Origin of the sequence: Methylobacterium sp. Leaf113 (assembly GCF_001423325.1) — a bacterium.
Taxonomy (GTDB): domain Bacteria; phylum Pseudomonadota; class Alphaproteobacteria; order Rhizobiales; family Beijerinckiaceae; genus Methylobacterium.
Window position 1 is genome coordinate 353619 of the sequence record NZ_LMNJ01000001.1, and the last position, 20279, is coordinate 373897.

Consider the following 20279-nt stretch of genomic DNA (forward strand, 5'->3'; position numbering starts at 1 on the left):
ATCGATCACCGACGGGAGACCGTGAAGCCCTCGCGTCTGGCCTGGCACGTTCGGTGCTTCGGGGAGCCCGTTGCCGATCGGCGACGCGCGGGGCAACGGCGCTCCGCATGCGGACGGCGTGAGTCCGGATCCCTTGGCATGAGCGGTCGCCCGGCGGCCGTGAACCTCGAGACGCACTCCATGGCCAGCTTCAAGACCGTGATGAAATCCGGTCATCCCCCGACCCTGTTCGCCGCCTTCCTCTACTTCGATTTCTGCTTCGCCATCTGGGTGCTCAACGGCGCCATGGGCCCGTTCATCACCGAGACCTACAAGCTCACTCCGGCCCAGACCGGGTTCATGATCTCGCTGCCGATCCTGGCCGGTGCGATCATGCGTTTCCCGCTCGGTATCCTCGCCCAGTATATCGGGCGCAAGAACGCCGCCATCACTGAGATGAGCGTCATCATGCTGGCGATGGCCTTCGGCTTCTTCTACGTGGACACCTACGACGAAGTGCTGGCCATGGGCGTCCTGCTCGGTATCGCAGGGGCCTCGTTCGGCGTCGCCCTGTCCCTCGGCTCGGGTTGGTTTCCGAAGGAACACAAGGGCCTCGCCATGGGCATCGCCGGCGCCGGCAATTCCGGCACCGTGCTGGCCGTGCTGTTCGCGCCGCCGCTGGCCCAGGCCTATGGCTGGCAGGCCGTGTACGGCTTCGCCGGCTGCGTGATGGCGATCCCGCTGATCGTCATGATTGTCTTTGCCAAGGAGCCGCCGGACGCCGAGCACCAGTCCTTCAAGGAGCACATCTCCTGCCTGTTCCAGAAGGACGGCTGGGCCTTCAACCTCATCTACATCATTACCTTCGGCGGTTTCATCGGACTGTCGAACTTCTTGCCGACCTTCTTCTACGAGCAGTTCGCCGTCACCAAGGTCGAGGCCGGCCGCCTCACCATGCTGGCGGCCCTGATGGGCTCCGGCATCCGCGTCGCCGGCGGATACTTCGCCGATCGGCTCGGCGGCATCCTGGTCCTGTCCGTCGTGCTGATCGCCGCCGTCGGGTCGTTCCTGCTCCTGACCGCGACCCCGTCGCTGGCGCTGACCACGGCCCTGTTCATGCTGTGCTTCGCCGCGCTCGGGGCTGGCAACGGCGCCCTGTTCCAACTCGTGCCCCTGCGCTGGCCGGCGAACACGGCGGTGGCCGGTTCGATGATCGGCGAGGTGGGTGCCCTCGGTGGCGCAATCCTGCCCAACGTCATGGGCCTGTCGAAGCAGTATACCGGCTCCTTCGCCCTCGGCTTCGTCGGCTACGCCCTCTTCGCCGCGGTCGTGCTGGTCTGCCTCCTCGTGTGGCAGCGCAAGTGGGTCGGCACCTGGGTCGGCCCGCGCGGCAAGGTCCTGGAGCCGGCGGCTTCCGGACCGGCCGAGGCCGGACGCTTCGGCCAAGTGACTGCTTGAGGACCGTCACCGCTTGAAGGACGTCATGGTCTGAAGACCGTCAGCGCACGCGTGGGGCGGCTCAGCCGACCTCGCCCGAGACCAGCGCGAAGGTCAGGACATCGACCGACGCTGCGCCGCCGCGCAGCAACACCCGCGCGGCGGCATTGGCCGTCGCGCCCGTGGTCATGACATCGTCGATAAGAAGAACGCGTCGCCCTTGCAGCAGCGGCCGCTTGGCCTCGGGGACGCGAAAGGCGCCCTGAAGGTTGGTCGCCCGGGCGACCCGGCTCAGCCCCACCTGCGGGCGGGTCGCCTTCACCCGGGCGAGGTATCCGCATTCCACCGGTCGATTCGCGATCCGCCCGATCCTCTGCGCCAGGAGGGCGGCCTGGTTGAAGCGGCGTCGCCACAGGCGCCAGCGATGCAGAGGCACCGGCACGAGGCAATCCGCCCGGGCGAGCAGGTCCGAGCCCGCACCTGCCATCATCCGCGCCAGCACGGCGGCGAGGTCCAGGCGGTCCTCGTATTTCAGGCGATGGACGAGGTCGCAGGCGACACCCTCGTAGAGCGCCACCGCACGGGCCTGAGCGAAGACCGGAGGCTCCGCGATGGCGCGGGGCGACAATAGGGTTCCGGTACCGTGGTCGACGGCGAAGGGTGTGCCGAACCGGTCGCAGAAGGGCCGCTCGATCAACCTCAGTCCCGCCCAGCAGCGGGCACACAGCGCATGCGGATCGGCGATGGCGCCGCCGCAGCCGGGGCAGGTCGGCGGGTAGACCAGGGCGAGGGCACCGCTCCAGGCGGCGCGCAGGCCTGCGACGAACGGGCGAGCGGCAGGGGCCATGACGGCGACCCTACCGCCCGCATAGGCGGAATGCGACTCTCGGTTGTGATCAGTTGTTCTGTTGCGGCTGCGCTTGGTTCTGCTGGCGGTCGCGTTTGTTGGCCTGGTGGCGCCCGACCGCGCAACCCGCTGCCGCACCGAGGACGCCATGGCCTGCGACGTGCCCGGCGAGACCGCCGACCGCGGCGCCCTTCAGGCACCCCTTGGCGTCGGCTCCGGTGGTGGCGAGGCTGAGTCCCGCAAGAGCGAGGGTCGCGCCGAACAGGATAGACTTCATGGCGTCACGTCTCCTCGATTCGTCATCGAATCGTATCGCTTCAACGAGGGAGGCCCGACGGGCGTTCCGGTGTCGGCGCGGGTGGCGGTCGGAGCCTCGCCGCGCCATCTAAGATCGCGATGACCGCACCACCCCTCTTCGATACGGGCCTTGCCCGCCACCGCCTCGCCCGCGCCCACCGCGAGGGCTACGCCGATTTCCTGCTGCGGCGGGTGGTCGAGGATCTCGACGATCGTCTCGGAGCGGTGCTCCGAACCTTTCCCGAGGCTCTCGACCTCGCCACGCCGTCGCCCCTCGCCGCCGAGCACCTGCGCGCGGGCGGCCGGGTCGAGCGGATCACGCGTCTGGCGGCCCGGCCTGAGCCCGGCAGCGTCGTGGCCGATCCCGAGCTGCTGCCGCTGGCGCCCGGTCGCTTCGATCTCGCCGTCTCGCTCCTGGCTCTTCAGCACGTGAACGACCTTCCGGGCGCCCTGGCGCAGCTGCGCCGGAGCCTAAGGCCGGACGGGCTGTTCATCGGCTGCCTGCTCGGCGGCCGGACCCTGACCGAACTGCGGCAGGTGTTCGGACAGGCCGAGAGCGAGGTCGAGGGCGGCGTCAGCCCGCGCGTCGCTCCCTTCGCCGAGGTTCGCGAGATGGGAAGCCTGCTCCAGCGCGCCGGCTTCGCCCTGCCGGTGACCGATGTCGAGACCGTCACGGTCCGCTACCGGGACCTGTTCGCGCTCATGCGCGACCTGCGGGCAATGGGGCTGACCAACGTCCTGACCGAGCGTCGCCGGACGCCCCTGCGGCGCGAGACGCTCCTGCGGGCGGCCGCCCTCTATGCGGAGCGCTTCGCCGATCCGGATGGCCGCGTCCGCGCCAGTTTCGAGATCCTGTGGCTGTCCGGGTGGGCGCCGCACGAGAGCCAGCAGAAGCCGCTGAAACCCGGGACCGCCCAGGCCCGGCTCGCCGAAGCCCTGGGCACCACCGAACGCACAGCCGAGGAACCCGACGCATGAGACAGCCCGGCGCCGATCATCCGATCACCATCGTGCCGCATCCCGGGCGCATCCGCATCCGCCTCGCCGGCACCCTCCTGGCCGAGACCGACGCGGCCCTGATGCTCACGGAAGCGAATTATCCGCCCGTGGTCTACGTCCCGCGAGCCGATGCCCGCTGGGCGCATTTCACCCCCACGGCCCGCCGCACGCACTGCCCCTACAAGGGCGACGCCAGCTACTTCAGCCTGACCACACCGGACGCCTCCCGCGCCGATGCGGTGTGGAGCTACGAGGCGCCCTATCCGGCCGTCGCCGCCATCGCGGGGCATCTCGCCTTCTATCCCGACAAGATCGACCCGATCGAGCTGGCGTGAGGAACCGCGTCAGTCCCGCACCTGGGCCCAGAACGCGGACTTGCGGCCGTGCAGGCGGCGCAGCGAGGCCCGATACGCCTCCGGATCGGGGGTCAGGCGCCCTTCCTCGACCTGGGCCGCGAGGCTGTCGAGAGCGGTGAGATAGCGGGCGGCATGGCCGTAGGCCGCGCTGCGGCCATGCTCCAGGATGCTGTCGATGAGCAGGCGATAGAGTTCGCTCGCCACCGCCGGCTGCGTTCGCTCCAGCGCCTCGGCGGCCGGCACCAGGATGTCATAGCGGCTGCCGTCCCAGCTGCCGCGATGCTGCATCACCAGGCGGGCGGCGCGGTCGGGGTTCGGCCAGTGGATGAGGAAGGCCAGCGCGCGGTAGCGGTCCGCGAAGGCCTCGGCATGGTCGAAGGCCCGCTCCAGCGCCGCGTCGTCCTCGAAGTCCGGCAGCTTGGCGAGATAGGCCCGCAGCATCGCCGGATCGAGGCTGCGCTCGAATTCCTGCCAGCGCAGGGCCTGTGCGCCAGCCTTGTCCCCGAGGGTGTCGAGGATGCGGATCTCGACGGCCTGCCGCGCCCGCTCCGGGGCATGGTGATCGAATTGCCCCGTCAACAGCGCCTCGCGGGTGACGATGACCGGCCCGCGCTTCTGTGACCTGCGGATCCACTCGAGCGCCTCGGGCGCCCGATCCGCCGCCAGGAGCCGTTCGGCGATCCGGACCCGGTCCGGCTGTTCGGGCGACGCCTCCTTCTCGAAGGCGATGAAGGCGTCGACGTCGCCCGCCCGGTCCGCCAGGGCCTGCCGCATCCGGATGAAGCGGTTACGCGCCCATTGGGCCGTCCAGGCCTTCTCGCCGCCGGTTCGGGCCGGCGGCGCGGCGGGCGTCGCTGCTTTCAAAGCCATGTCGAGGGCGGTGTGCGCCGTCTCGGGCAAGCGGGGGATCAGGTCGTGCATCAGGGTCTCGACGAAGCCATGACCGTCCGCGCCGAGCCGTGGCACCAGCCGTGCCGCGAAGGCGGCCGCCTCGTCGCCCGGGAGGTCGACGATCAGGCTCGCGGCCGCGTCGGCCGCGCGTTCATAGACGCCGTGGAGGCGCCCGCTCGAATCGTCCGCCCGCCCCAGGACGTCGTCGGCGCCACCGAGGAAGCGGATCAGCCGGTCGAGGGCCGCCCGCGGGTCGAGGGCCGCGAGTTCGCTCACCACCGTCGTCAGCATGGCATCGAGATCGGCGGAGAAGGCGCGCTGCTTCTGCCAGTCGATATAACCCTGGCCGCGTTCGAGAGCGGTCAGGCGCCGGTCGACCAGGGCCGCGATGGCGTCCGGTCCCTGGAGGCTGGCGACCGCCGCCGTCACCAGCTTCTTGAAGGTCGGATTGCGCGCGGTCTCGGACAGAACGAGCTGGATCAGCCGCTCCAGCCCGAGTTCGGTCAGGGTCTCGGGACAGGGCGTGGTTTTTCGCGAGGCCCGCTTCGGCTTGGTGGGAGCCGCTTTCGCGGGAGAGCCTTTCGCCGAAGCGCCCTTGGAGCTCGGTTTCCGCTGCCGGGACGCCTCCGGGGCTGGGGTGGCCTTGCGTGCCATGGTGCGCTGTCCTCTTCCCGGCGAGGCGGCGCGGGCCTCCGGAATGTCCTCAGGGCAAGTGGATCACGGTCCGAGCAGGTCCAACAGGAAGGGAATCAGCGGTGCATCGGCCGGCGGCATCGGCTGGTCCTTCAGATCGCGCGGCCGCACCCACTTGAGAGCCTGCCCCTCCATCGCGCGCGGCAGGCCTTCCCAGCGCCGGCAGATGTAGAGCGGCATCAGCAGGTGGAAATCCGGGTAGGCGTGGCTCGCGAAGGTCAGGGGCGCCAAGCAAGCCTCCTGCACGGTGATGCCGAGTTCCTCGGCCAGTTCGCGGATCAGGGTCTCCTCCGGCCGCTCGCCCGGGTCGATCTTGCCGCCCGGGAACTCCCACAGGCCGGCGAGCTGCTTGCCCGGTGGCCGCTGGGCCAGGAGGACCCGCCCATCGACATCGACCAGCGCCACGGCGACCACCAGCAGGATGCGCAGGGGGGTGGCAGGATTCGTCCCGCTCATCGGGCGATCGCGAAGGTCGCCGAGACGTCGGCCGCGGTCTCGATGGTGCCGGCGACGAGGGGGACCGGAGCGCCGCCGCGCTTGGCCCGCATCGGCGCGGGCGCCGCGAAGGCCATCGGCGGGGGAGCGCCCGTGGCCGGGGACTGAATCGACACGACCCGTCCGAGGGTGACGCCCGCCGCTTCGGCCAGCCGCTCGGCCTGGAGGCGCGCATCCTTCATCGCCGCACTGCGCACGGCGCTCTCGGCGGCATCCGGATCGCGCAGGCCGAAGCCGACGCTGTCGATTCGGTTCGCGCCACCATCGAGAGCCCGGCGCATCAGATCGCCGAGGCGCCCCATGTCGGCGAGACGCACACGCACGGTGTTGCTGGCGCGGTAGCCGTCGGGTTTCTCGGCGAAGCTCCCGTCCGGCTGGCGCATCGAGCGGGTGGCCGGCTGCAGCGTCACCGCCGAGGTGCCGAGATCCGCTTCCGCGACCTTGAACTCGGCGGCGAGCGCCAGGATCGCCCTGGCGGCGGTGCTGGCGCCGTCGAGGGCGGCGGCCGGGGTCGCACCCCGGCTCTCGACGCCGATCTCGACCGAGGCGAAGTCCGGCGCCACCTCCGAGCGGGCGCGGCCGACGACGCTGATCTGCCCTTCCGTCGCGGCGGGCCGGTCCTCGGCCCGGACCTCAGTGCCAGGTCCGAGAAGCGCCAGGGCGAGAAGGAGCGCGGTGCGGCTGCGCCTCACGAGCGGTAATCCCCGTTGATCTCGATGTAGAGCTTGGTCAGGTCGCAGGTCCAGACACGGGCGCCGCCGTCGCCGAGGCCGAGGTCGACCCGCACGGTGACGTTCGGTTCGCGCATGACGGCGCTCGCGGCGTCCTCGCTGTAGTCGGGATCGCGCGCGCCCTCCCGGGCGACGCGCACATCGCCGAACCAGATCGCCAGACGGTCGCGGTCGGCCGGCTCGCCGGCCTTGCCCACCGCCATGACCACGCGGCCCCAATTGGCGTCCTCGCCCGCGATGGCGGTCTTCACCAGGGGCGAGTTGGCGATCGACATCGCGATGCGGTGGGCCGAGGCGTCGCTGCTGGCGCCGGACACCTGCACGGTGACGAACTTGCGCGCGCCCTCGCCGTCCCTGGCGACGAGCTGGGCCAACTCCACCAGGAGGTCGTCGAGGGCGGTGCGGAAGTCGGCGAGTCGCGGATCGTCGGCGCCCGAGACGGCGGCATTGCCGGCTGCGCCGGTGGCGAACAGTATCAGCGTGTCGGAGGTCGAGGTGTCGCCGTCTACCGTCACGCAGTTGAAGCTGGTGGCGGTGCCGGCGGAGAGGAGCGTCTGCAGTACGTCCTGCGGCAGGGCGGCGTCGGTGAAGACGAAGCTCAGCATCGTCGCCATATCGGGGGCGATCATGCCCGCGCCCTTGGCGATGCCGTTGATCGTGATGGGGACGCCGTCGATGTTCGCCCGGCGCGTGGCGAGCTTCGGGAAGGTGTCGGTGGTCATGATCGCCTGGGCGGCGGCGGCCCAGGCGCTCGGCCCATCCTCGGTCCGCTGGGCGCAATCGGCCAGCACGCCCTCGAACTTGGTGGCGTCGAGGGGCTCGCCGATGACGCCGGTCGAGGCGATGAAGATCTCCTCCGGCCGGCACCGCGCGGCCTCGGCGGCAATGCGTGCCGTGAGCGCCACGGCGTCGCGTCCCCGAAGGCCCGTGAAGGCGTTGGCGTTGCCGGAATTCACCACCAACGCCCGGGCGCCCGCACTGCCCAGGGCTTCGCGGCACCAATCCACCGGGGCGGACGGACACTTGGAACGGGTGAACACGCCGGCGGCCTGCGTGCCCTCGGCCAGCGCCACGTAGAGCACGTCGGTGCGGCCGGAATAGCGGATGCCGGCCTGCGCGGTGGCGATGCCGACGCCGCGGATCGGCGGCAGGTCCGGGTTCGACGTCGGCGCGAGTGGCGAGACGGGCGGGGATTTGGCGGATGACATGATGGAAGCTCCGGCTCTCGTCTCTACGGTCCCGCGCAGGCGTCGCGCGCGGTGTTGCCTCGTGGGCGCAGGTCCCGTCAACCGCGACGGTGGCTCTCGTGCCACGGTTTGGGCGGACGGCGAAGCGGGGCGGTTTGGATGGGAACGCCTCGGCGGTCGAAGACTTGAGGGAGGGCGCCGAGCCTCCCGGACGCGTCCGTCGCTAGACTTCGCCTGTCGGCAGGGCTTGTCTGTTCGAGCGAACGTGACATAGCATGGTGCGACGCACAGTTTCCGGGGTGATCGGCACGGATGTCCAGGCGCGAGTGGGGAGTCTCGACTATGGAACTACCAGCCTCGCCGGGTGGCGCCTACGGCGTCCAGGTTCTGATCGCGGGTCGGCAAAAGCATTGGCGTGACGAAGTCACGTCGCAGATCCGGCGCGCTGGCTATGCTGCCACCACGGTGGATTGCGGTGTCGACGCGATGACGGTGCTGGCCCTCGGTCTTCCGGTGGATGTCCTCGTGACGGATGTCAGCCTTCAGGGCGAGCTGTGTTGCCAGAAGCTGGTCCAGGAGGCCCGTGCCCTGCGGCCTCATCTGCGCATCGTGTTCGCGAGCGATCTGGAATCGCTGGAGAGCGACGTCGAACCGACCCGGCTGCTCGAGGAATTGTTCGACGGCGACCGCCCCGAAGCCCGCGCCGGCATCCTCGCGGTCCGGCGCATCGACAACGTCGCGAGCACGGTTCGTGACGCTCTGCGCAACTCCGCCTGATCGAATCGTCGCCACGTCGATTCACCATCCCGACCGTCGAAGCCGCGCCCCGACCGCGTTTCCCGGGCGCCTTACTCCGGTTTCGTGACGGATTCCTGACAAGCCGCGTCGGAGGGTTCCGGTCGCCGTGCGGAAATGCCCTCTTCATAAGAAAAAACCCCCGGCGCCGAGGCCGAGGGCTTCCCGAACGGGTGGGGATCGCCGGAGCGGCGGTTACGGAGCCTTGTTCGTGTCCACAGGCTTGGAGTCCACAGGCCTCGAATCCGCAGGCTTGGTCTCCGCGTTGGCCTTGGCCTTGCCGAGATAGATGTATTCCGGCGCGGCGCGCAGTTGGTCCTTGTTGGTGTCGATGGTCGCCTTCAGGGTGGTGTCGTCGACGCGGGAGAGCTTGAGGGCACTCGGATCGATGGCGACGTACTTCGTGCCGATGCCGAGGAAGCCGCCGACGCCGACCACCCAGGACTTCACCGTGTTCTTGTCGTCGAGGACCACGTCGGCGATCTCGCCGATGGTCTCGCTGGCCCCGTTCTGGATGGTGAGGCCGATCAGCTTCGAGGTGACCATGTCGCTCTTGTTCTGCACCACGAAGGTGGGGCGCAGATCGTTGGCGAGGGTGGCGGGCGCAGCCTGCATCGGCGCCGAGGACGAGGTCGCCGGCGTCGTGGCGTCCGGCGATTGGGCGAGGGCAAAGGTGGCGCTGGCAGCGAGAAGGGTCGTGCCGAGCAACAGGCTGCGCATGGGCGAAGTCTCTCCGAGGGTCGAGCGTGGGGTCCGTAATGGCACACGCTCAAGTTCGAGCCTCCGTGAAAGGTTCCCGTCCGGCGGCACTGCCGATGGACGAACCCCGCGCCGGCGTTAGGTTGTCAGCGACGGGTGCGGTGGAACGGGTCCTCCGCCAAGACGGGTGTGGCGCGATGTCGAGCTTCCTGCCTTCCAATCTCAGCCGCCCCGGGACCGGGCGAACCCTGTCGCGGCGCCACGCCCTGGCGATCCTCGGCGGAGCGCTCGCCTGGGGCGTTCGGCCGGTGCTCGCCGGTGACCTCCGCGCCGGGGCCTTCGCGTTCGAGACGCCCGAGGGCGGCACCCTGCCGCTGTCGGCCTATGCCGGTCGGCCGATCCTGATCGTGAACACCGCCACCGCCTGCGGTTATGCCGGCCAGTTTTCCGGTCTGCAGGGCCTGTGGACCCGGTTCGGCGATCGCGGCCTCGCCGTGATCGCGGTGCCGTCCGCCGATTTCGGCAATCAGGAGCCGCTGGACGGCCTCGCCATCGCGGAGGCCGCGCGCAAGAATCACGGCGTCACCTTTCCGGTTACCGCAAAGACCCATGTGCGCGGTCCCGGCGCCCATCCGTTCTATCGCTGGGCCGCCGCCGAGAAGCCCGGCGCGACGCCGGGCTGGAACTTCCACAAGTACCTGATCGACCGCGACGGAAGCCTGATCGGCGCCTTTCCGTCCTCGGTCGAGCCCAACGATCCGCGCATCGTCACGGCGATCGCCAATGCGCTGCCGGCCGCCTGATCCGGCTCGCGGAGACAAACCGCGCTACCGGGGCTCGCTACTGGGGAATGTCGCGCGGTGGGCGTAGGGCCGGAGCCGGCCTGGCCGCCGGACTGGCTGTTGGCTTGGCTGCCGGTTTGGCGCGGCGGCTCCGCCGCTGCCCTTCGGCCGTAGCGCGGACCGGGGGTGAGGCGTAATTCGACGCGAAGGGGTTGGCCGGGGTGCGGTCGGCGCTGCCGAACAGGTTGAACTCGGCTCGGGCGCCGCCCCCCGCGATCAGCAGCGGGACGGCGAGGGCGAAGACCAGGGCGGGACGGGACGGGCGCATGCGGCTCCTGGCCTTGGCCGGATGGGAGGGGCGGGACGATCGCTCGCTTCCGACATCCTTTGCTCCGAGAGTGCAAGCCCCCACATCCGGCGCGCGATCTCAGACCGGCCTGTCCGGTTCGAGCCGTGTGAGAGAGGGCGAGATGAAAGCACATCGGTTCGAACACGCCGGGGCCGTCTTCGAGATCGTCTTCGAACGGGCGCCGGAAGGATGGGTCGCCCATATCCGCCGTGCCGACAGCGCCACCACCCACGTGATCGGATTTCCGGACGGGCCGGGCTACGATCCATCCGACGTGCGGGGCTCCCTGATCGCGGGCTGCGAGGCGGCCATTCCCACCCTGACCTGGATCACCCCGACGCGGCACTGAGGGGAACCTCCCGAACCGCTCCGTGTTCGCCCTCCCGTATGCGTAAGCGCGCCGAACGGGCGCACGTAACGGGGAAGGAACAGTCGATGTCCGAGATCACCTATCGCATCGTCGAGCACGATGGCGGCTACGCCTATAAGGTCGGTGACGTGTTCTCCGAGACCTTTCCGAGCCATGACGAGGCTCTTCAGGCCGCCCAGGCGGCCGCGGCCGAGCAGCAGGTGCCCGGATCGACGGAAGGCATCCGCTATCAGGACGGTCAGGGCAACTGGCACGACGAGACCGCCCCGGGCAACGATCGACCGACCGCCAAGGTGGTCGATTAAGTCGAAGCGCCCGATAAAAAAACCGGGAGGACCTGCGGCGCTCAGGCCGAGCGTCGCAGGTCCTTCCGGTCGGGAATCCTCCAGGTCGCCAGCGGCGGGCGCGCACCGGCTCCGGCCGCAGCCCGCTGCGGAGGCGCCCGTCGCGTGCAATTGCGTCCCGCCGATTTCGCCTCGTACAGGGCCGCATCGGCCGATTCGATGAGGTCCGCCGGAGTCTCGGCACCGTCCGGGCTCGCCGAGACGCCCACGCTGACGGTCACGTGCACGAGGCCGTCGTCGCGTCCCGCATGCGGCAGGGCCAGGGCGTTCAGCGACACGCGGATGCGCTCGGCCAGGGCGATGGCCGCGGTGGCGTCCAGCCTCGGCAGCAGCAGGGCGAATTCCTCGCCGCCGTAACGCGCCACGAGGTCGGCGGCGTTGCCGGTCCGCGAGGTCAGCAGATCCGCGATCGCGCACAGGCAGTCGTCGCCCGCCCCGTGACCGTAATGGTCATTGAAGCGCTTGAAATGGTCCACATCCACCAGCATCAGCGCGAAGGGTTCGCCGCGCCGGGAGCTGTGCCACAGGGCTTCGAGGCGCTGAGAAAACGCGCGCCGGTTGGCGAGGCCGGTCAGCGGGTCGGTCGTCGAGAGACGCGTGAGCCGGGCATTGGCCACCACGAGCTGCTGCGCACGCAGGGATTCCCTCAGGCTGTGCAGGTAATTGCGCCGGTGCGCCCGCTCGATCTGGTGGCAGGCCCCCAGGCTGAAAGCGATGCCGATCAGCATGTCGAGGCGCACCAGCCGGGCGAGATCGGGCGCGATCTCGGGATGGGCCGCGATGGCGAGGCCTCCGGCGATCGACACGACGCCGGAGATCAGGCACGCCCAGAAGAACCGCAGTGCCAGCGAGATGTTGGCGAAGATCACCGTCAGCCAGATCGCGGTGGCCGCGTGCGCGACGTTCGGCCCGGTGCCGAGCCACAGGATCAGGGCCGGGATCAGCGCGGCGATCAGGACGCTGAGGCTGCACAGGGCTTCGCGGGTCTCGGACCCGACCCGGCTCAGAGACCAAAACAGCGCCACCGCCACGGGCGTCATCAGGCAGAGCCGCAGGGCGAGGTTCAGGCCCGCCATGTCGGGCGTGGTGACGAAAGCCGCCCAGCCATAGAGGTGGAAGACGGCCAGCCCGATGAGGATGGACCGGCGCAGGTGACGCACGCGGCGCGGTCCCGTCTCCGTCTCGAACCGGGTTTCGAGTTCGGCCGGAAAGGCGAGGCGCCAGCGTGTGGCCCGCAGGGTCCGCTCGATGAGGGCGAGCCGGCGATCGCTCGCATGCAGGACGGGTTTGCGAGCGGAGACGTGGCGATAGGGAGCCCGGCGACAGGCTTGCGGGCCCGGATCGTCAGACGATCGGGCAGCGGACGAACGTGTCACGAATGGGGGAATCCAAGGTCGGGCGAGGGCTGCCCAGGGCTGAATCTGGCTCACAAGTCCTGTCGGCATGGTTTCCCTGATCGCTAAAATGCCGGCGATCGGCGAAAGCCGTTCGTCCTGCTGGACCGAGGGGCGCGAAATGGCCGATTGCCTCCCCCGGCCCATCTCGTGCATGGCTGGGTTGGACTGGATTCGGCGTTGCACGGGAGGGGGCCTGAACCGGTCCCGACACGCGCGCACGGCGCACCGGTCCGATATCCCGAGCGCGACGACCGGCCCGGGATCACTACCCTTGGGAGCCTGCCAGTGACCGACTCGAACCCGCGCCAGCCCGACCACGCCATCGACCCGATCTTCACCGAGCGGTGGTCGCCGCGCGCCTTCGCGGGCGAGGCGGTGCCCGAGTCCGAATTGCTCCGGATGATCGAGGCCGCACGCTGGGCGCCGTCGTCCTACAACTCGCAGCCCTGGCGCTTCGTCTACGCCCTGCGCGGCACCCCCGAGTGGGAGACCTTCCTCGACCTGCTGGTGCCGGCCAACCGCAAGTGGGCGGAAGGCGCCGGCGCCCTCGTCATCCTGGTGTCGAGCAAGCTGATGAAGACCGGCGACGGCCTGAAGCCTTCGGCCAGCCATTCCCTCGACACCGGCGCCGCCTCGGCGAACTTCCAGCTTCAGGCGATCCGCCAGGGCTGGCACGTGCACGGCATGGGCGGGTTCGACAAGGAGCGCTCCGTCACCGTGCTCAAGGTGCCGGCGGACCATCAGGTCGAGGCGGCCTACGCCGTCGGGCGCGTGGCGAACCCGGCCGAACTCAGCGAGGAGCAGCGCGCCAAGGAGGTGCCGAACGGACGTCGGCCGATCACCGACTTCGCCTTCGCCGGCGCCTTCAAGGCGATCGACGCCTGAGCCGGATGCCGTGCTGAGACCCGCACCCGACTATGACGGTCTCGTCGCCGGTTTCGCCTGGGACATCCCGGAGCGCTACAACATCGGCGTCGATGTCTGCGACCGCTGGGCTGCCCGCGATCCGGGCCGCGTGGCGATCCAGGAAGTGGTCGGGACGCGGGTCTCGGAGACGACGTTCGCAGACCTGAAGGCGCAATCCGACCGGCTGGCCGCCGGATTGCGGGGCCGGGGCGTCGTCCCCGGCGACCGCATCGGCGTGCTGCTGCCGCAATCGGCCGCCGTGGTGGTCGCCCATTCGGCCGCCTACAAGCTCGGGGCCATCGCGCTGCCGCTCGCTGGTCTGTTCGGACCCGACGCCCTGCGCTACCGCCTCGCCGATGCGGGAGCCCGCGCCCTCGTCACCGACGCGGGCGGCCTCGCCAAGCTCGCGGCCATCCGGGCCGACCTGCCGGACCTCGACCTCGTGGTCTGCACCGACGGCGCCCTCGGGGAGGCCGTGGCCTGCGATGCCCTCATGGCGGAGGGATCCGACGCGTTCACCGCCCGCGACACCCGGGCCGACGATCCCGCGCTGATGATCTACACCTCCGGCACCACCGGCCTCGCCAAGGGGGCTCTTCATGCCCACCGGGTGCTGCTCGGGCATCTGCCGGGCTTCTGCCTGATGCACGATTTCCCGCCGAAGGCCGGCGACCGGATGTGGACGCCGTCCGACTGGGCCTGGGCCGGCGGCCTCCTCAACGCGACGCTGCCGAGCCTGCATCTCGGTGTGCCGGTGGTGGCCTGTCCGAGCTTCCGCTTCGAGCCGGAGGCCGCGCTCCAGTTGATCGCCGAACGGGCGATCACCACCGCGTTCCTGCCTCCCACCGCCCTGCGCATGCTGCGCGGCGTCGCCGATCCGCGCGGGCGCTTCGATCTCTCCCGCCTGCGCAACATCGCCTCCGCCGGCGAGGCCCTGGGTCCGGATACCTTCGCCTGGGCCCAACGGGAACTCGGCCTCACCATCGGCGAGGCCTATGGCCAGACCGAGTGCAACCTCGTCCTCGCCGCCTGCCCCTCGGCCGGCGTGGCACGGGCCGGATCGACCGGCCGTCCGGTGCCGGGTCATCGGGTGGCGATCCTGCGGGCCGACGGGACCGAGGCCGCCGTCGACGAACCCGGGGAAATCGCCGTCGCCCGGCCCGACCCGGTGATGTTCCTGGGCTACTGGAACCAGCCGGAGGCGACCGAGAAGAAGTTTTCGGGCGACTGGATGCTCACCGGCGACACCGCCCGGCGCGACGCCGACGGCTACGTGCATTTCGTCGGGCGCGAGGACGACCTCATCACCTCGGCGGCCTACCGCATCGGCCCGGCCGAGATCGAGGATTGCCTCTGCGCGCACCCGGCCGTGGCGCTGGCCGCCGCCATCGGCAAGCCGGACCCGCTGCGCACCGAGATCGTGAAGGCCTATGTCGTCCTGCGCGAAGGATTTGCCGCCTCCGACGCTCTCGCGGGCGAGATCCAGGCCTTCGTGCGCACCCGCCTCTCGGCCCACGAATATCCACGCGAGATCGCGTTTCGCGAGAGCCTGCCCATGACCACCACGGGCAAGATCATCCGGCGCCAGTTGCGCGACGAAGGTTGAGTCTCACCGTACGGTTACGCGGAAGCGGGCGCGGCCGACATTTCCGGCCGGATCGACGAGTTCGAGCATGAATTCGTCCTGGCCCGTATAGCCGGGGGCCGGCGTGTAGAACACGAAGGTGGCGGGCTGCTTGCGGGCATTGCAATGCGCGCGCGCGTTGAACAGCGAGAAGCTCGGGTATTCCCGTCCCTGTCCCGTCTGGACGCGGCCGTCATGCGGCGCTTCGATCAGGCTGATCGTCATGGGGCCGAGGGACTTGCAGGTCGGATCCAGCGACGCGAACGAGGCCGCCGTAAGGCGGCTGCCTCCCAAGACCACTTTCTCGTACGTGGCCACGCGCCTCGGTCCCGCCTGAGCGGGCCCGATCCCGATAAGACTGATCCCCAGAAGACCGATCACGGCCGAAGGGACGGAGTGCCGGATCATGGATTGCTGCCCCCGCGTGGTGCGCCTGCACCGGAGCCTGCCCGAATGGCACACCGATCACAGCCGCAACTGATCTGAAAAAATGCACGTTCTACGGGATTTGTCATGCAGGGCGCTCGTTCCGGCCGGACGACGCTGGCTGGAACCGTTCGCATAAAGACATCTTTATATCTTGATTGCCTCCCGTCGCCCGCCCTGCTATAGCCCTCGCCGACACGCAACGAGAGACGGAGCGATTACGAAATGGCCCAGGATTACATCGTCAAGGACATCGGTCTGGCCGAATACGGCCGCAAGGAGATCTCGATCGCCGAGACCGAGATGCCGGGCCTGATGGCCACGCGCGAGGAGTTCGGTCCGTCGCAGCCGCTCAAGGGCGCGAAGATCGCCGGCTCGCTGCACATGACGATCCAGACGGCCGTGCTGATCGAGACCCTGAAGGCGCTCGGCGCCGACATCCGCTGGGTCTCCTGCAACATCTACTCGACCCAGGACCACGCCGCCGCCGCCATCGCGGCCGCCGGCATCCCGGTCTTCGCCATCAAGGGCGAGACCCTCGAGGAGTACTGGGACTACACCTCGAAGCTGTTCGACTGGCATGACGGCGGCCTGCCGAACATGATCCTCGACGATGGCGGCGATGCCACCATGTTCGTGCACCTGGGCCTGCGCGCCGAGAACGGCGACACCGCCTTCCTCGACAAGCCGGAATCCGAGGAGGAGGAAATCTTCTTCGCGCTTCTCAAGAAGAAGCTCGCCGAGAAGCCGAAGGGCTGGTTCGCCGGTCTCGCCGACTCGATCAAGGGCGTCTCCGAGGAGACCACCACCGGCGTTCACCGCCTCTACAATCTCGCCAAGGAGGGCAAGCTGCTCTTCCCGGCGATCAACGTGAACGACGCCGTCACCAAGTCGAAGTTCGACAACCTCTACGGCTGCCGTGAGTCGCTGGTCGACGGTATCCGCCGCGGCACCGACGTGATGATGGCCGGCAAGGTCGCCATGGTTGCCGGCTTCGGCGACGTCGGCAAGGGTTCGGCCTCGTCGCTGCGCCATGCCGGCTGCCGCGTGCTGGTCTCCGAGGTCGATCCGATCTGCGCGCTCCAGGCCGCGATGGAAGGCTACGAAGTCGTCACGATGGAGGACGCCGCCCCGCGCGCCGACATCTTCGTGACCGCCACCGGCAACAAGGACATCATCACGATCGAGCACATGCGGGCCATGAAGGACCGTGCAATCGTCTGCAACATCGGCCACTTCGACAACGAGATTCAGGTCGCCGGCCTGAAGAACATGCAGTGGTCGAACATCAAGCCGCAGGTGGACGAGATCACCTTCCCCGACGGCCACCGCATCATCCTCCTGTCGGAGGGACGCCTGGTGAACCTCGGCAACGCCACCGGCCACCCGTCCTTCGTGATGTCGGCCTCGTTCACCAACCAGACCCTGGCCCAGATCGAACTCTGGACCAACCCGGGCAAGTACGAGAAGCAGGTCTACACCCTGCCGAAGGCCCTCGACGAGAAGGTGGCGCTCCTCCACCTTGAGAAGATCGGCGTGAAGCTCTCGAAGCTCCGTCCCGACCAGGCCGCCTATATCGGCGTCTCCGAGAACGGCCCGTTCAAGCCCGACCACTACCGCTACTGAGCCCGGTGCGGTGCCCTCCGGGGCACCGTCCGACGCTTGACGCGGCGCGCGAAGCCCGGCCATGTGCCGGGCTTCTTGCGTTTTGCGAGGCTTCTTGCGTTTTGCGACACGTATTGCGTTGCGCCGGGCCTGATGGTGTTCGGACCCGCGGCGCATTTCCGGGCGCCGCAGTGTGGCTTTTCTGCGCCCTCCGCCGCCCATCGCCCTTGAAGGCTCTAAAGTTAAGCTTAACCCTCTTCCGGGAGGATTCCGCCTCGCGCTAGTGTGGGCGGATTCCTCAGATGGAGTGGCCCGCAGCCGGCCTTCAGGCGGCTGCGGGAAGGGCGCGCTTTGGCGTCTCATCGAAGATTCGTGGAGGCGGGACGGATCATGAGGGTCGATCGAGCGGCGCGCATTCTGCTGTGCGTCGGCTCCCTTGTCGTCGCCGTCGCCGGCACTCCGGCGCGCGCGGCCGGACCGGGGATAGACGTCAGCGCTGTCGCATCGGGGGTCGGGCAGTACACGCACAACGCGGCCGGGCTCGCGATCCTCATCGGCCTTACGGTGTTCGCCACCATCGTCGCCCTGCTGCACATGCGCGAGCGCAGCCGCTGGACCCGGCGCGAGCGCGACCTCGTCAACGAACTCTCCGCGTTGCGCGAATCGCACGACCGGGCCGAGATGCTGCTCAACGCCGAGCGCCAGGTGCTGGTGACGTGGTCCGGCCGCGGAACGCCGACGGTCGAGGGCGATATCGGCCTCATCGACGGCAAGCGCGCCGCCGCCGGCCCGCTTGCGGGCTTCCTCAGCTTCGAGACCTGGCTGCACGCGGTCGACGCCGATGCGCTCAACACGGCGGTCGAGGCCCTGCGAGCGCGCGGAACCGGATTCCGCCTGAGCCTGCGCACCCAGTCGGGCCGCTTCATCGACGCGCATGGGCAGGCCCTGTCCGGCCGCGCGATCCTGCGCCTGCGCGAGACCACGGACGAAAAGCGCGAGCTGATCGACCTGCGTCTCACCCTGTACGAGGCCAAGCGCGGCCTGTCCGCCCTGGGCAGCCTCCTCGACGCGATCCCGCAGCCGGTCTGGCGCCGCAACCGCGACGGCGCCCTGGCCTGGGTCAACCTCGCCTACGTGGCGGCGGTGGAGGCAGGGACCCGCGAGAACGCCCTCGAGGGCGGCGTCGAGCTGCTCGACCGGCAGGCGCGCGAGTTCATCGCCCGCGACGATGCCGCCCGGCTCGCCGCCGGCGGTCGCGCTGCCCATCGCCTCTCCGCCGTCGTGGCCGGCGGGCGCCGGACCCTGGACGTGACCGAGACCGCGATCGAGACCGGCCGCGTCGGCATCGCGGTCGACGTCTCGGAGTTGGAAAGCGTGCGCGCCGACCTCCAGCGCCAGATGGACGCCAATGTCCGCACCCTCGATCAGTTGCCGACCGCCGTGGCGATGTTCGACGCCCGCCAGCGCCTGATCTTCCACAACACCGCCTATCGCCAGCTCTGGGACCTCGATCAGGCTTTCCTCGACAGCCGCCCCCTCGACGGCGAGATCCTCGACCGGCTGCGGGCCCTGCGCAAGTTGCCCGAACAGGCCGACTTCAAGTCCTGGAAGGCCGACGTGCTGGCCGCCTATCGCGCGGTCGAGGCCAACGAAGCCTGGTGGTACCTGCCCGACGGGCGCTCCCTCCGGGTCGTCGCCGACCCCAACCCGCAGGGCGGCCTGACCTACCTGTTCGACGACGTTTCCGAGAACATGAAGCTCGAGTCGCGCTACAACGCGCTGATGCGGGTGCAGGCCGAGACCCTCGACACCCTCAAGGAGCCCGTGGCGGTGTTCGGCGCCGATGGCCGCCTCACCTTCGCCAACCGTGCCTTCGCCACTCTGTGGCGCCTCGACCCCGAGACCCTGGGCGAGCGTCCCCGGGTCGATGCGGTCATCGCCGCCTGCCAGACGCTCTCGCCCGACGAGGACCCGTGGATCGACATCCGCGGTGCCATCACGGGGCTCGAGAGCCGCGCCGGTCTGACCTGTCGCCTGGAGATCGTCGACGGCACGGTGCTGGATTGCGCCGCCCAGCCGCTGCCCGAGGGCGCGACCCTGCTCACCCTGATCGACGTCACCGCCAGCGTGAACGTCGAGCGCGCGCTGACCGACAAGAACGACGCCCTGGAGCGCACCTCGCAGCTGCGCGACACCTTCGTGAACCACGTCTCCTACGAGCTGCGCTCGCCACTCACCAACATCATCGGCTTCACCCAGCTCCTCGGCGACGAGACGGTGGGCGCCCTCAACGAGCGCCAGCGCGAATATTCCGGTCACATCATGCGCTCGTCGGGCGCGCTGCTGGTGATGATCAACGACATCCTCGACCTCGCCTCCATCGATGCCGGCTCGCTCGAACTGTCCCGGGAGGTGGTCGACGTCCGTTCCACCGTCGACGCCGCCGTGCGCGGCCTGGAGGACCGGCTCGCCGATTCCGCCATCACCCTCGACCTCGACGTGCCCGACGACGTCGGCAGCTTCGTCGCCGACGGCAAGCGCGTGCGCCAGATCCTGTTCAATCTCCTGTCGAACGCGGTCGGCTTCTCGTCGCCGGGCCAGCAGGTCCGCGTCGAGGTCCGGCGCAACGCCGCCGAACTCACCCTGGCGGTGGTGGACCAGGGCCAGGGCATGCCGGACGAGGTCGCCGCGCGGGTGTTCGACCGGTTCGAGAGCAACACCCTGGGCACGCGCCATCGCGGGGTCGGGCTCGGTCTGTCGATCGTCCGGTCGTTCGTGGAACTGCATGGCGGCCGCGTCAGCCTGGAATCGGCCCCGGGCGCGGGAACCCGCGTCACCTGCACCTTTCCCATCAGCGAGCCGAGCGCGCGGCGGGATGCCGCCGAGTAGCGGCCTTCGTCGGACCAACGACTCGATGACCGTTGGGAAGGAGCCTTGGACCGACGGGAGGGAGCCTTCGTGGGTCCCGCGATTTGGTTAAGGATGCGCCGGTATGACAGCGTGTCTCCGCGCGATCCGGGTCCGATCGCGACGGCGCACGGCCATGAAGGAGTTGGGCGTTGAACGAGGA

General features: G+C 69.5%; 21 protein-coding genes. 11 read left to right on the plus strand and 10 right to left on the minus strand.

Translation table 11 applies throughout. The features are described 5' to 3' along the window. The first annotated feature begins 180 nt into the window (after window positions 1–180). Window positions 181–1437, plus strand: coding sequence for a nitrate/nitrite transporter (locus ASF60_RS01610; protein WP_056180039.1), 1257 nt, complete (start codon window positions 181–183; stop codon window positions 1435–1437). Window positions 1438–1498: 61 nt separating this feature from the next. Here ASF60_RS01610 and ASF60_RS01615 read toward each other — a convergent pair whose 3' ends face one another. Together ASF60_RS01615 and ASF60_RS01620 are read right to left on the minus strand one after the other, a co-directional pair. Further along, entirely contained in the window at window positions 1499–2263 is a 765-nt protein-coding gene (locus tag ASF60_RS01615; RefSeq protein ID WP_056179220.1) for a ComF family protein, read from the minus strand. Between the two features lie 49 nt (window positions 2264–2312). Beyond that, window positions 2313–2540, minus strand: coding sequence for a hypothetical protein (locus tag ASF60_RS01620; protein ID WP_056179223.1), 228 nt, complete (start codon window positions 2538–2540; stop codon window positions 2313–2315). Between the two features lie 119 nt (window positions 2541–2659). Here ASF60_RS01620 and ASF60_RS01625 point away from each other — a divergent pair, with 119 nt between their 5' ends. Further along, window positions 2660–3538: a methyltransferase domain-containing protein gene (locus ASF60_RS01625; protein ID WP_056179225.1), complete on the plus strand. Its 879-nt coding sequence runs from the start codon at window positions 2660–2662 to the stop codon at window positions 3536–3538. Next, on the plus strand, window positions 3535–3894 hold the full coding sequence (locus ASF60_RS01630) for a DUF427 domain-containing protein (protein WP_056179228.1): 360 nt from the start codon (window positions 3535–3537) through the stop codon (window positions 3892–3894). Before ASF60_RS01625 ends, ASF60_RS01630 begins: the two co-directional genes overlap by 4 nt. A 9-nt stretch (window positions 3895–3903) precedes the next feature. Here ASF60_RS01630 and ASF60_RS01635 read toward each other — a convergent pair whose 3' ends face one another. The 4 genes from ASF60_RS01635 to argJ form a co-directional block, all read right to left on the minus strand. Continuing rightward, complete coding sequence (locus tag ASF60_RS01635) at window positions 3904–5460, minus strand: DUF6880 family protein (protein ID WP_056179233.1); 1557 nt, start codon at window positions 5458–5460, stop codon at window positions 3904–3906. A 63-nt stretch (window positions 5461–5523) separates the two neighbouring features. Continuing rightward, window positions 5524–5955: an 8-oxo-dGTP diphosphatase MutT gene (gene mutT / locus ASF60_RS01640; protein ID WP_056179238.1), complete on the minus strand. Its 432-nt coding sequence runs from the start codon at window positions 5953–5955 to the stop codon at window positions 5524–5526. After that, window positions 5952–6686 (minus strand): SIMPL domain-containing protein, encoded by a 735-nt coding sequence (locus tag ASF60_RS01645; protein ID WP_056179247.1) that lies wholly within the window; start codon window positions 6684–6686, stop codon window positions 5952–5954. Before ASF60_RS01645 ends, mutT begins: the two co-directional genes overlap by 4 nt. Next, window positions 6683–7933: a bifunctional glutamate N-acetyltransferase/amino-acid acetyltransferase ArgJ gene (argJ, locus tag ASF60_RS01650; protein ID WP_056179249.1), complete on the minus strand. Its 1251-nt coding sequence runs from the start codon at window positions 7931–7933 to the stop codon at window positions 6683–6685. The genes ASF60_RS01645 and argJ overlap by 4 nt, the downstream gene beginning before the upstream one ends. Window positions 7934–8254: 321 nt before the next feature. Between argJ and ASF60_RS01655 the strand changes: the two genes are divergently transcribed. Further along, window positions 8255–8689: a histidine kinase gene (locus ASF60_RS01655; RefSeq protein WP_056179252.1), complete on the plus strand. Its 435-nt coding sequence runs from the start codon at window positions 8255–8257 to the stop codon at window positions 8687–8689. 213 nt (window positions 8690–8902) lie between these two features. Here ASF60_RS01655 and ASF60_RS01660 read toward each other — a convergent pair whose 3' ends face one another. Beyond that, complete coding sequence (locus ASF60_RS01660; protein WP_056179255.1) at window positions 8903–9427, minus strand: PRC-barrel domain-containing protein; 525 nt, start codon at window positions 9425–9427, stop codon at window positions 8903–8905. A 176-nt stretch (window positions 9428–9603) separates the two neighbouring features. On the opposite strand from ASF60_RS01660, the gene ASF60_RS01665 reads away from it, so the two are divergent. After that, the gene (locus ASF60_RS01665) at window positions 9604–10209 is read left to right on the plus strand and encodes a glutathione peroxidase (RefSeq protein ID WP_056179258.1); all 606 of its coding nucleotides are present in this window, start codon (window positions 9604–9606) and stop codon (window positions 10207–10209) included. 37 nt (window positions 10210–10246) lie between these two features. Here ASF60_RS01665 and ASF60_RS01670 read toward each other — a convergent pair whose 3' ends face one another. Beyond that, a complete protein-coding gene (locus ASF60_RS01670; RefSeq protein WP_056179261.1) occupies window positions 10247–10516 on the minus strand; it encodes a hypothetical protein in 270 nt (89 codons plus the stop codon). A gap of 142 nt (window positions 10517–10658) precedes the next feature. Here ASF60_RS01670 and ASF60_RS01675 point away from each other — a divergent pair, with 142 nt between their 5' ends. Next, window positions 10659–10886 carry a hypothetical protein gene (locus ASF60_RS01675; protein WP_056179265.1) on the plus strand — a complete coding sequence of 76 codons (228 nt, stop codon included), beginning with the start codon at window positions 10659–10661 and terminating at the stop codon, window positions 10884–10886. A gap of 86 nt (window positions 10887–10972) precedes the next feature. Then, window positions 10973–11212, plus strand: coding sequence for a hypothetical protein (locus tag ASF60_RS01680; RefSeq protein ID WP_056179269.1), 240 nt, complete (start codon window positions 10973–10975; stop codon window positions 11210–11212). Window positions 11213–11253: 41 nt separating this feature from the next. On the opposite strand, the gene ASF60_RS01685 is transcribed toward ASF60_RS01680, so the two are convergent. After that, window positions 11254–12627, minus strand: a complete 1374-nt coding sequence (locus tag ASF60_RS01685; protein WP_056179272.1) for a GGDEF domain-containing protein — start codon at window positions 12625–12627, stop codon at window positions 11254–11256. Window positions 12628–12933: 306 nt separating this feature from the next. Here ASF60_RS01685 and ASF60_RS01690 point away from each other — a divergent pair, with 306 nt between their 5' ends. Then, the gene (locus ASF60_RS01690) at window positions 12934–13533 is read left to right on the plus strand and encodes a nitroreductase family protein (protein ID WP_056179276.1); all 600 of its coding nucleotides are present in this window, start codon (window positions 12934–12936) and stop codon (window positions 13531–13533) included. A gap of 10 nt (window positions 13534–13543) precedes the next feature. After that, window positions 13544–15160 carry an AMP-binding protein gene (locus ASF60_RS01695; RefSeq protein WP_056179280.1) on the plus strand — a complete coding sequence of 539 codons (1617 nt, stop codon included), beginning with the start codon at window positions 13544–13546 and terminating at the stop codon, window positions 15158–15160. Window positions 15161–15163: 3 nt separating this feature from the next. Here ASF60_RS01695 and ASF60_RS01700 read toward each other — a convergent pair whose 3' ends face one another. Further along, on the minus strand, window positions 15164–15496 hold the full coding sequence (locus tag ASF60_RS01700; RefSeq protein ID WP_156633754.1) for a hypothetical protein: 333 nt from the start codon (window positions 15494–15496) through the stop codon (window positions 15164–15166). Between the two features lie 333 nt (window positions 15497–15829). On the opposite strand from ASF60_RS01700, the gene ahcY reads away from it, so the two are divergent. Together ahcY and ASF60_RS01710 are read left to right on the plus strand one after the other, a co-directional pair. Further along, on the plus strand, window positions 15830–17230 hold the full coding sequence (ahcY, locus tag ASF60_RS01705; RefSeq protein ID WP_056179286.1) for an adenosylhomocysteinase: 1401 nt from the start codon (window positions 15830–15832) through the stop codon (window positions 17228–17230). Window positions 17231–17599: 369 nt separating this feature from the next. Then, window positions 17600–20098 (plus strand): sensor histidine kinase, encoded by a 2499-nt coding sequence (locus tag ASF60_RS01710; RefSeq protein ID WP_056180042.1) that lies wholly within the window; start codon window positions 17600–17602, stop codon window positions 20096–20098. Window positions 20099–20279: the final 181 nt, after the last annotated feature.

Coding starts and splice junctions, on each gene's coding strand:
- ASF60_RS01625 (WP_056179225.1), top strand. CDS start 2,660: ATGACCGCACCACCCCTCTTCGATACGGGCCTTGCCCGCCACCGCCTC.
- ASF60_RS01610 (WP_056180039.1), top strand. CDS start 181: ATGGCCAGCTTCAAGACCGTGATGAAATCCGGTCATCCCCCGACCCTG.
- mutT (WP_056179238.1), bottom strand. CDS start 5,955: ATGAGCGGGACGAATCCTGCCACCCCCCTGCGCATCCTGCTGGTGGTC.
- ahcY (WP_056179286.1), top strand. CDS start 15,830: ATGGCCCAGGATTACATCGTCAAGGACATCGGTCTGGCCGAATACGGC.
- ASF60_RS01655 (WP_056179252.1), top strand. CDS start 8,255: ATGGAACTACCAGCCTCGCCGGGTGGCGCCTACGGCGTCCAGGTTCTG.
- ASF60_RS01660 (WP_056179255.1), bottom strand. CDS start 9,427: ATGCGCAGCCTGTTGCTCGGCACGACCCTTCTCGCTGCCAGCGCCACC.
- ASF60_RS01665 (WP_056179258.1), top strand. CDS start 9,604: ATGTCGAGCTTCCTGCCTTCCAATCTCAGCCGCCCCGGGACCGGGCGA.
- ASF60_RS01620 (WP_056179223.1), bottom strand. CDS start 2,540: ATGAAGTCTATCCTGTTCGGCGCGACCCTCGCTCTTGCGGGACTCAGC.
- ASF60_RS01615 (WP_056179220.1), bottom strand. CDS start 2,263: ATGGCCCCTGCCGCTCGCCCGTTCGTCGCAGGCCTGCGCGCCGCCTGG.
- argJ (WP_056179249.1), bottom strand. CDS start 7,933: ATGTCATCCGCCAAATCCCCGCCCGTCTCGCCACTCGCGCCGACGTCG.
- ASF60_RS01680 (WP_056179269.1), top strand. CDS start 10,973: ATGTCCGAGATCACCTATCGCATCGTCGAGCACGATGGCGGCTACGCC.
- ASF60_RS01630 (WP_056179228.1), top strand. CDS start 3,535: ATGAGACAGCCCGGCGCCGATCATCCGATCACCATCGTGCCGCATCCC.
- ASF60_RS01710 (WP_056180042.1), top strand. CDS start 17,600: ATGAGGGTCGATCGAGCGGCGCGCATTCTGCTGTGCGTCGGCTCCCTT.
- ASF60_RS01670 (WP_056179261.1), bottom strand. CDS start 10,516: ATGCGCCCGTCCCGTCCCGCCCTGGTCTTCGCCCTCGCCGTCCCGCTG.
- ASF60_RS01635 (WP_056179233.1), bottom strand. CDS start 5,460: ATGGCACGCAAGGCCACCCCAGCCCCGGAGGCGTCCCGGCAGCGGAAA.
- ASF60_RS01675 (WP_056179265.1), top strand. CDS start 10,659: ATGAAAGCACATCGGTTCGAACACGCCGGGGCCGTCTTCGAGATCGTC.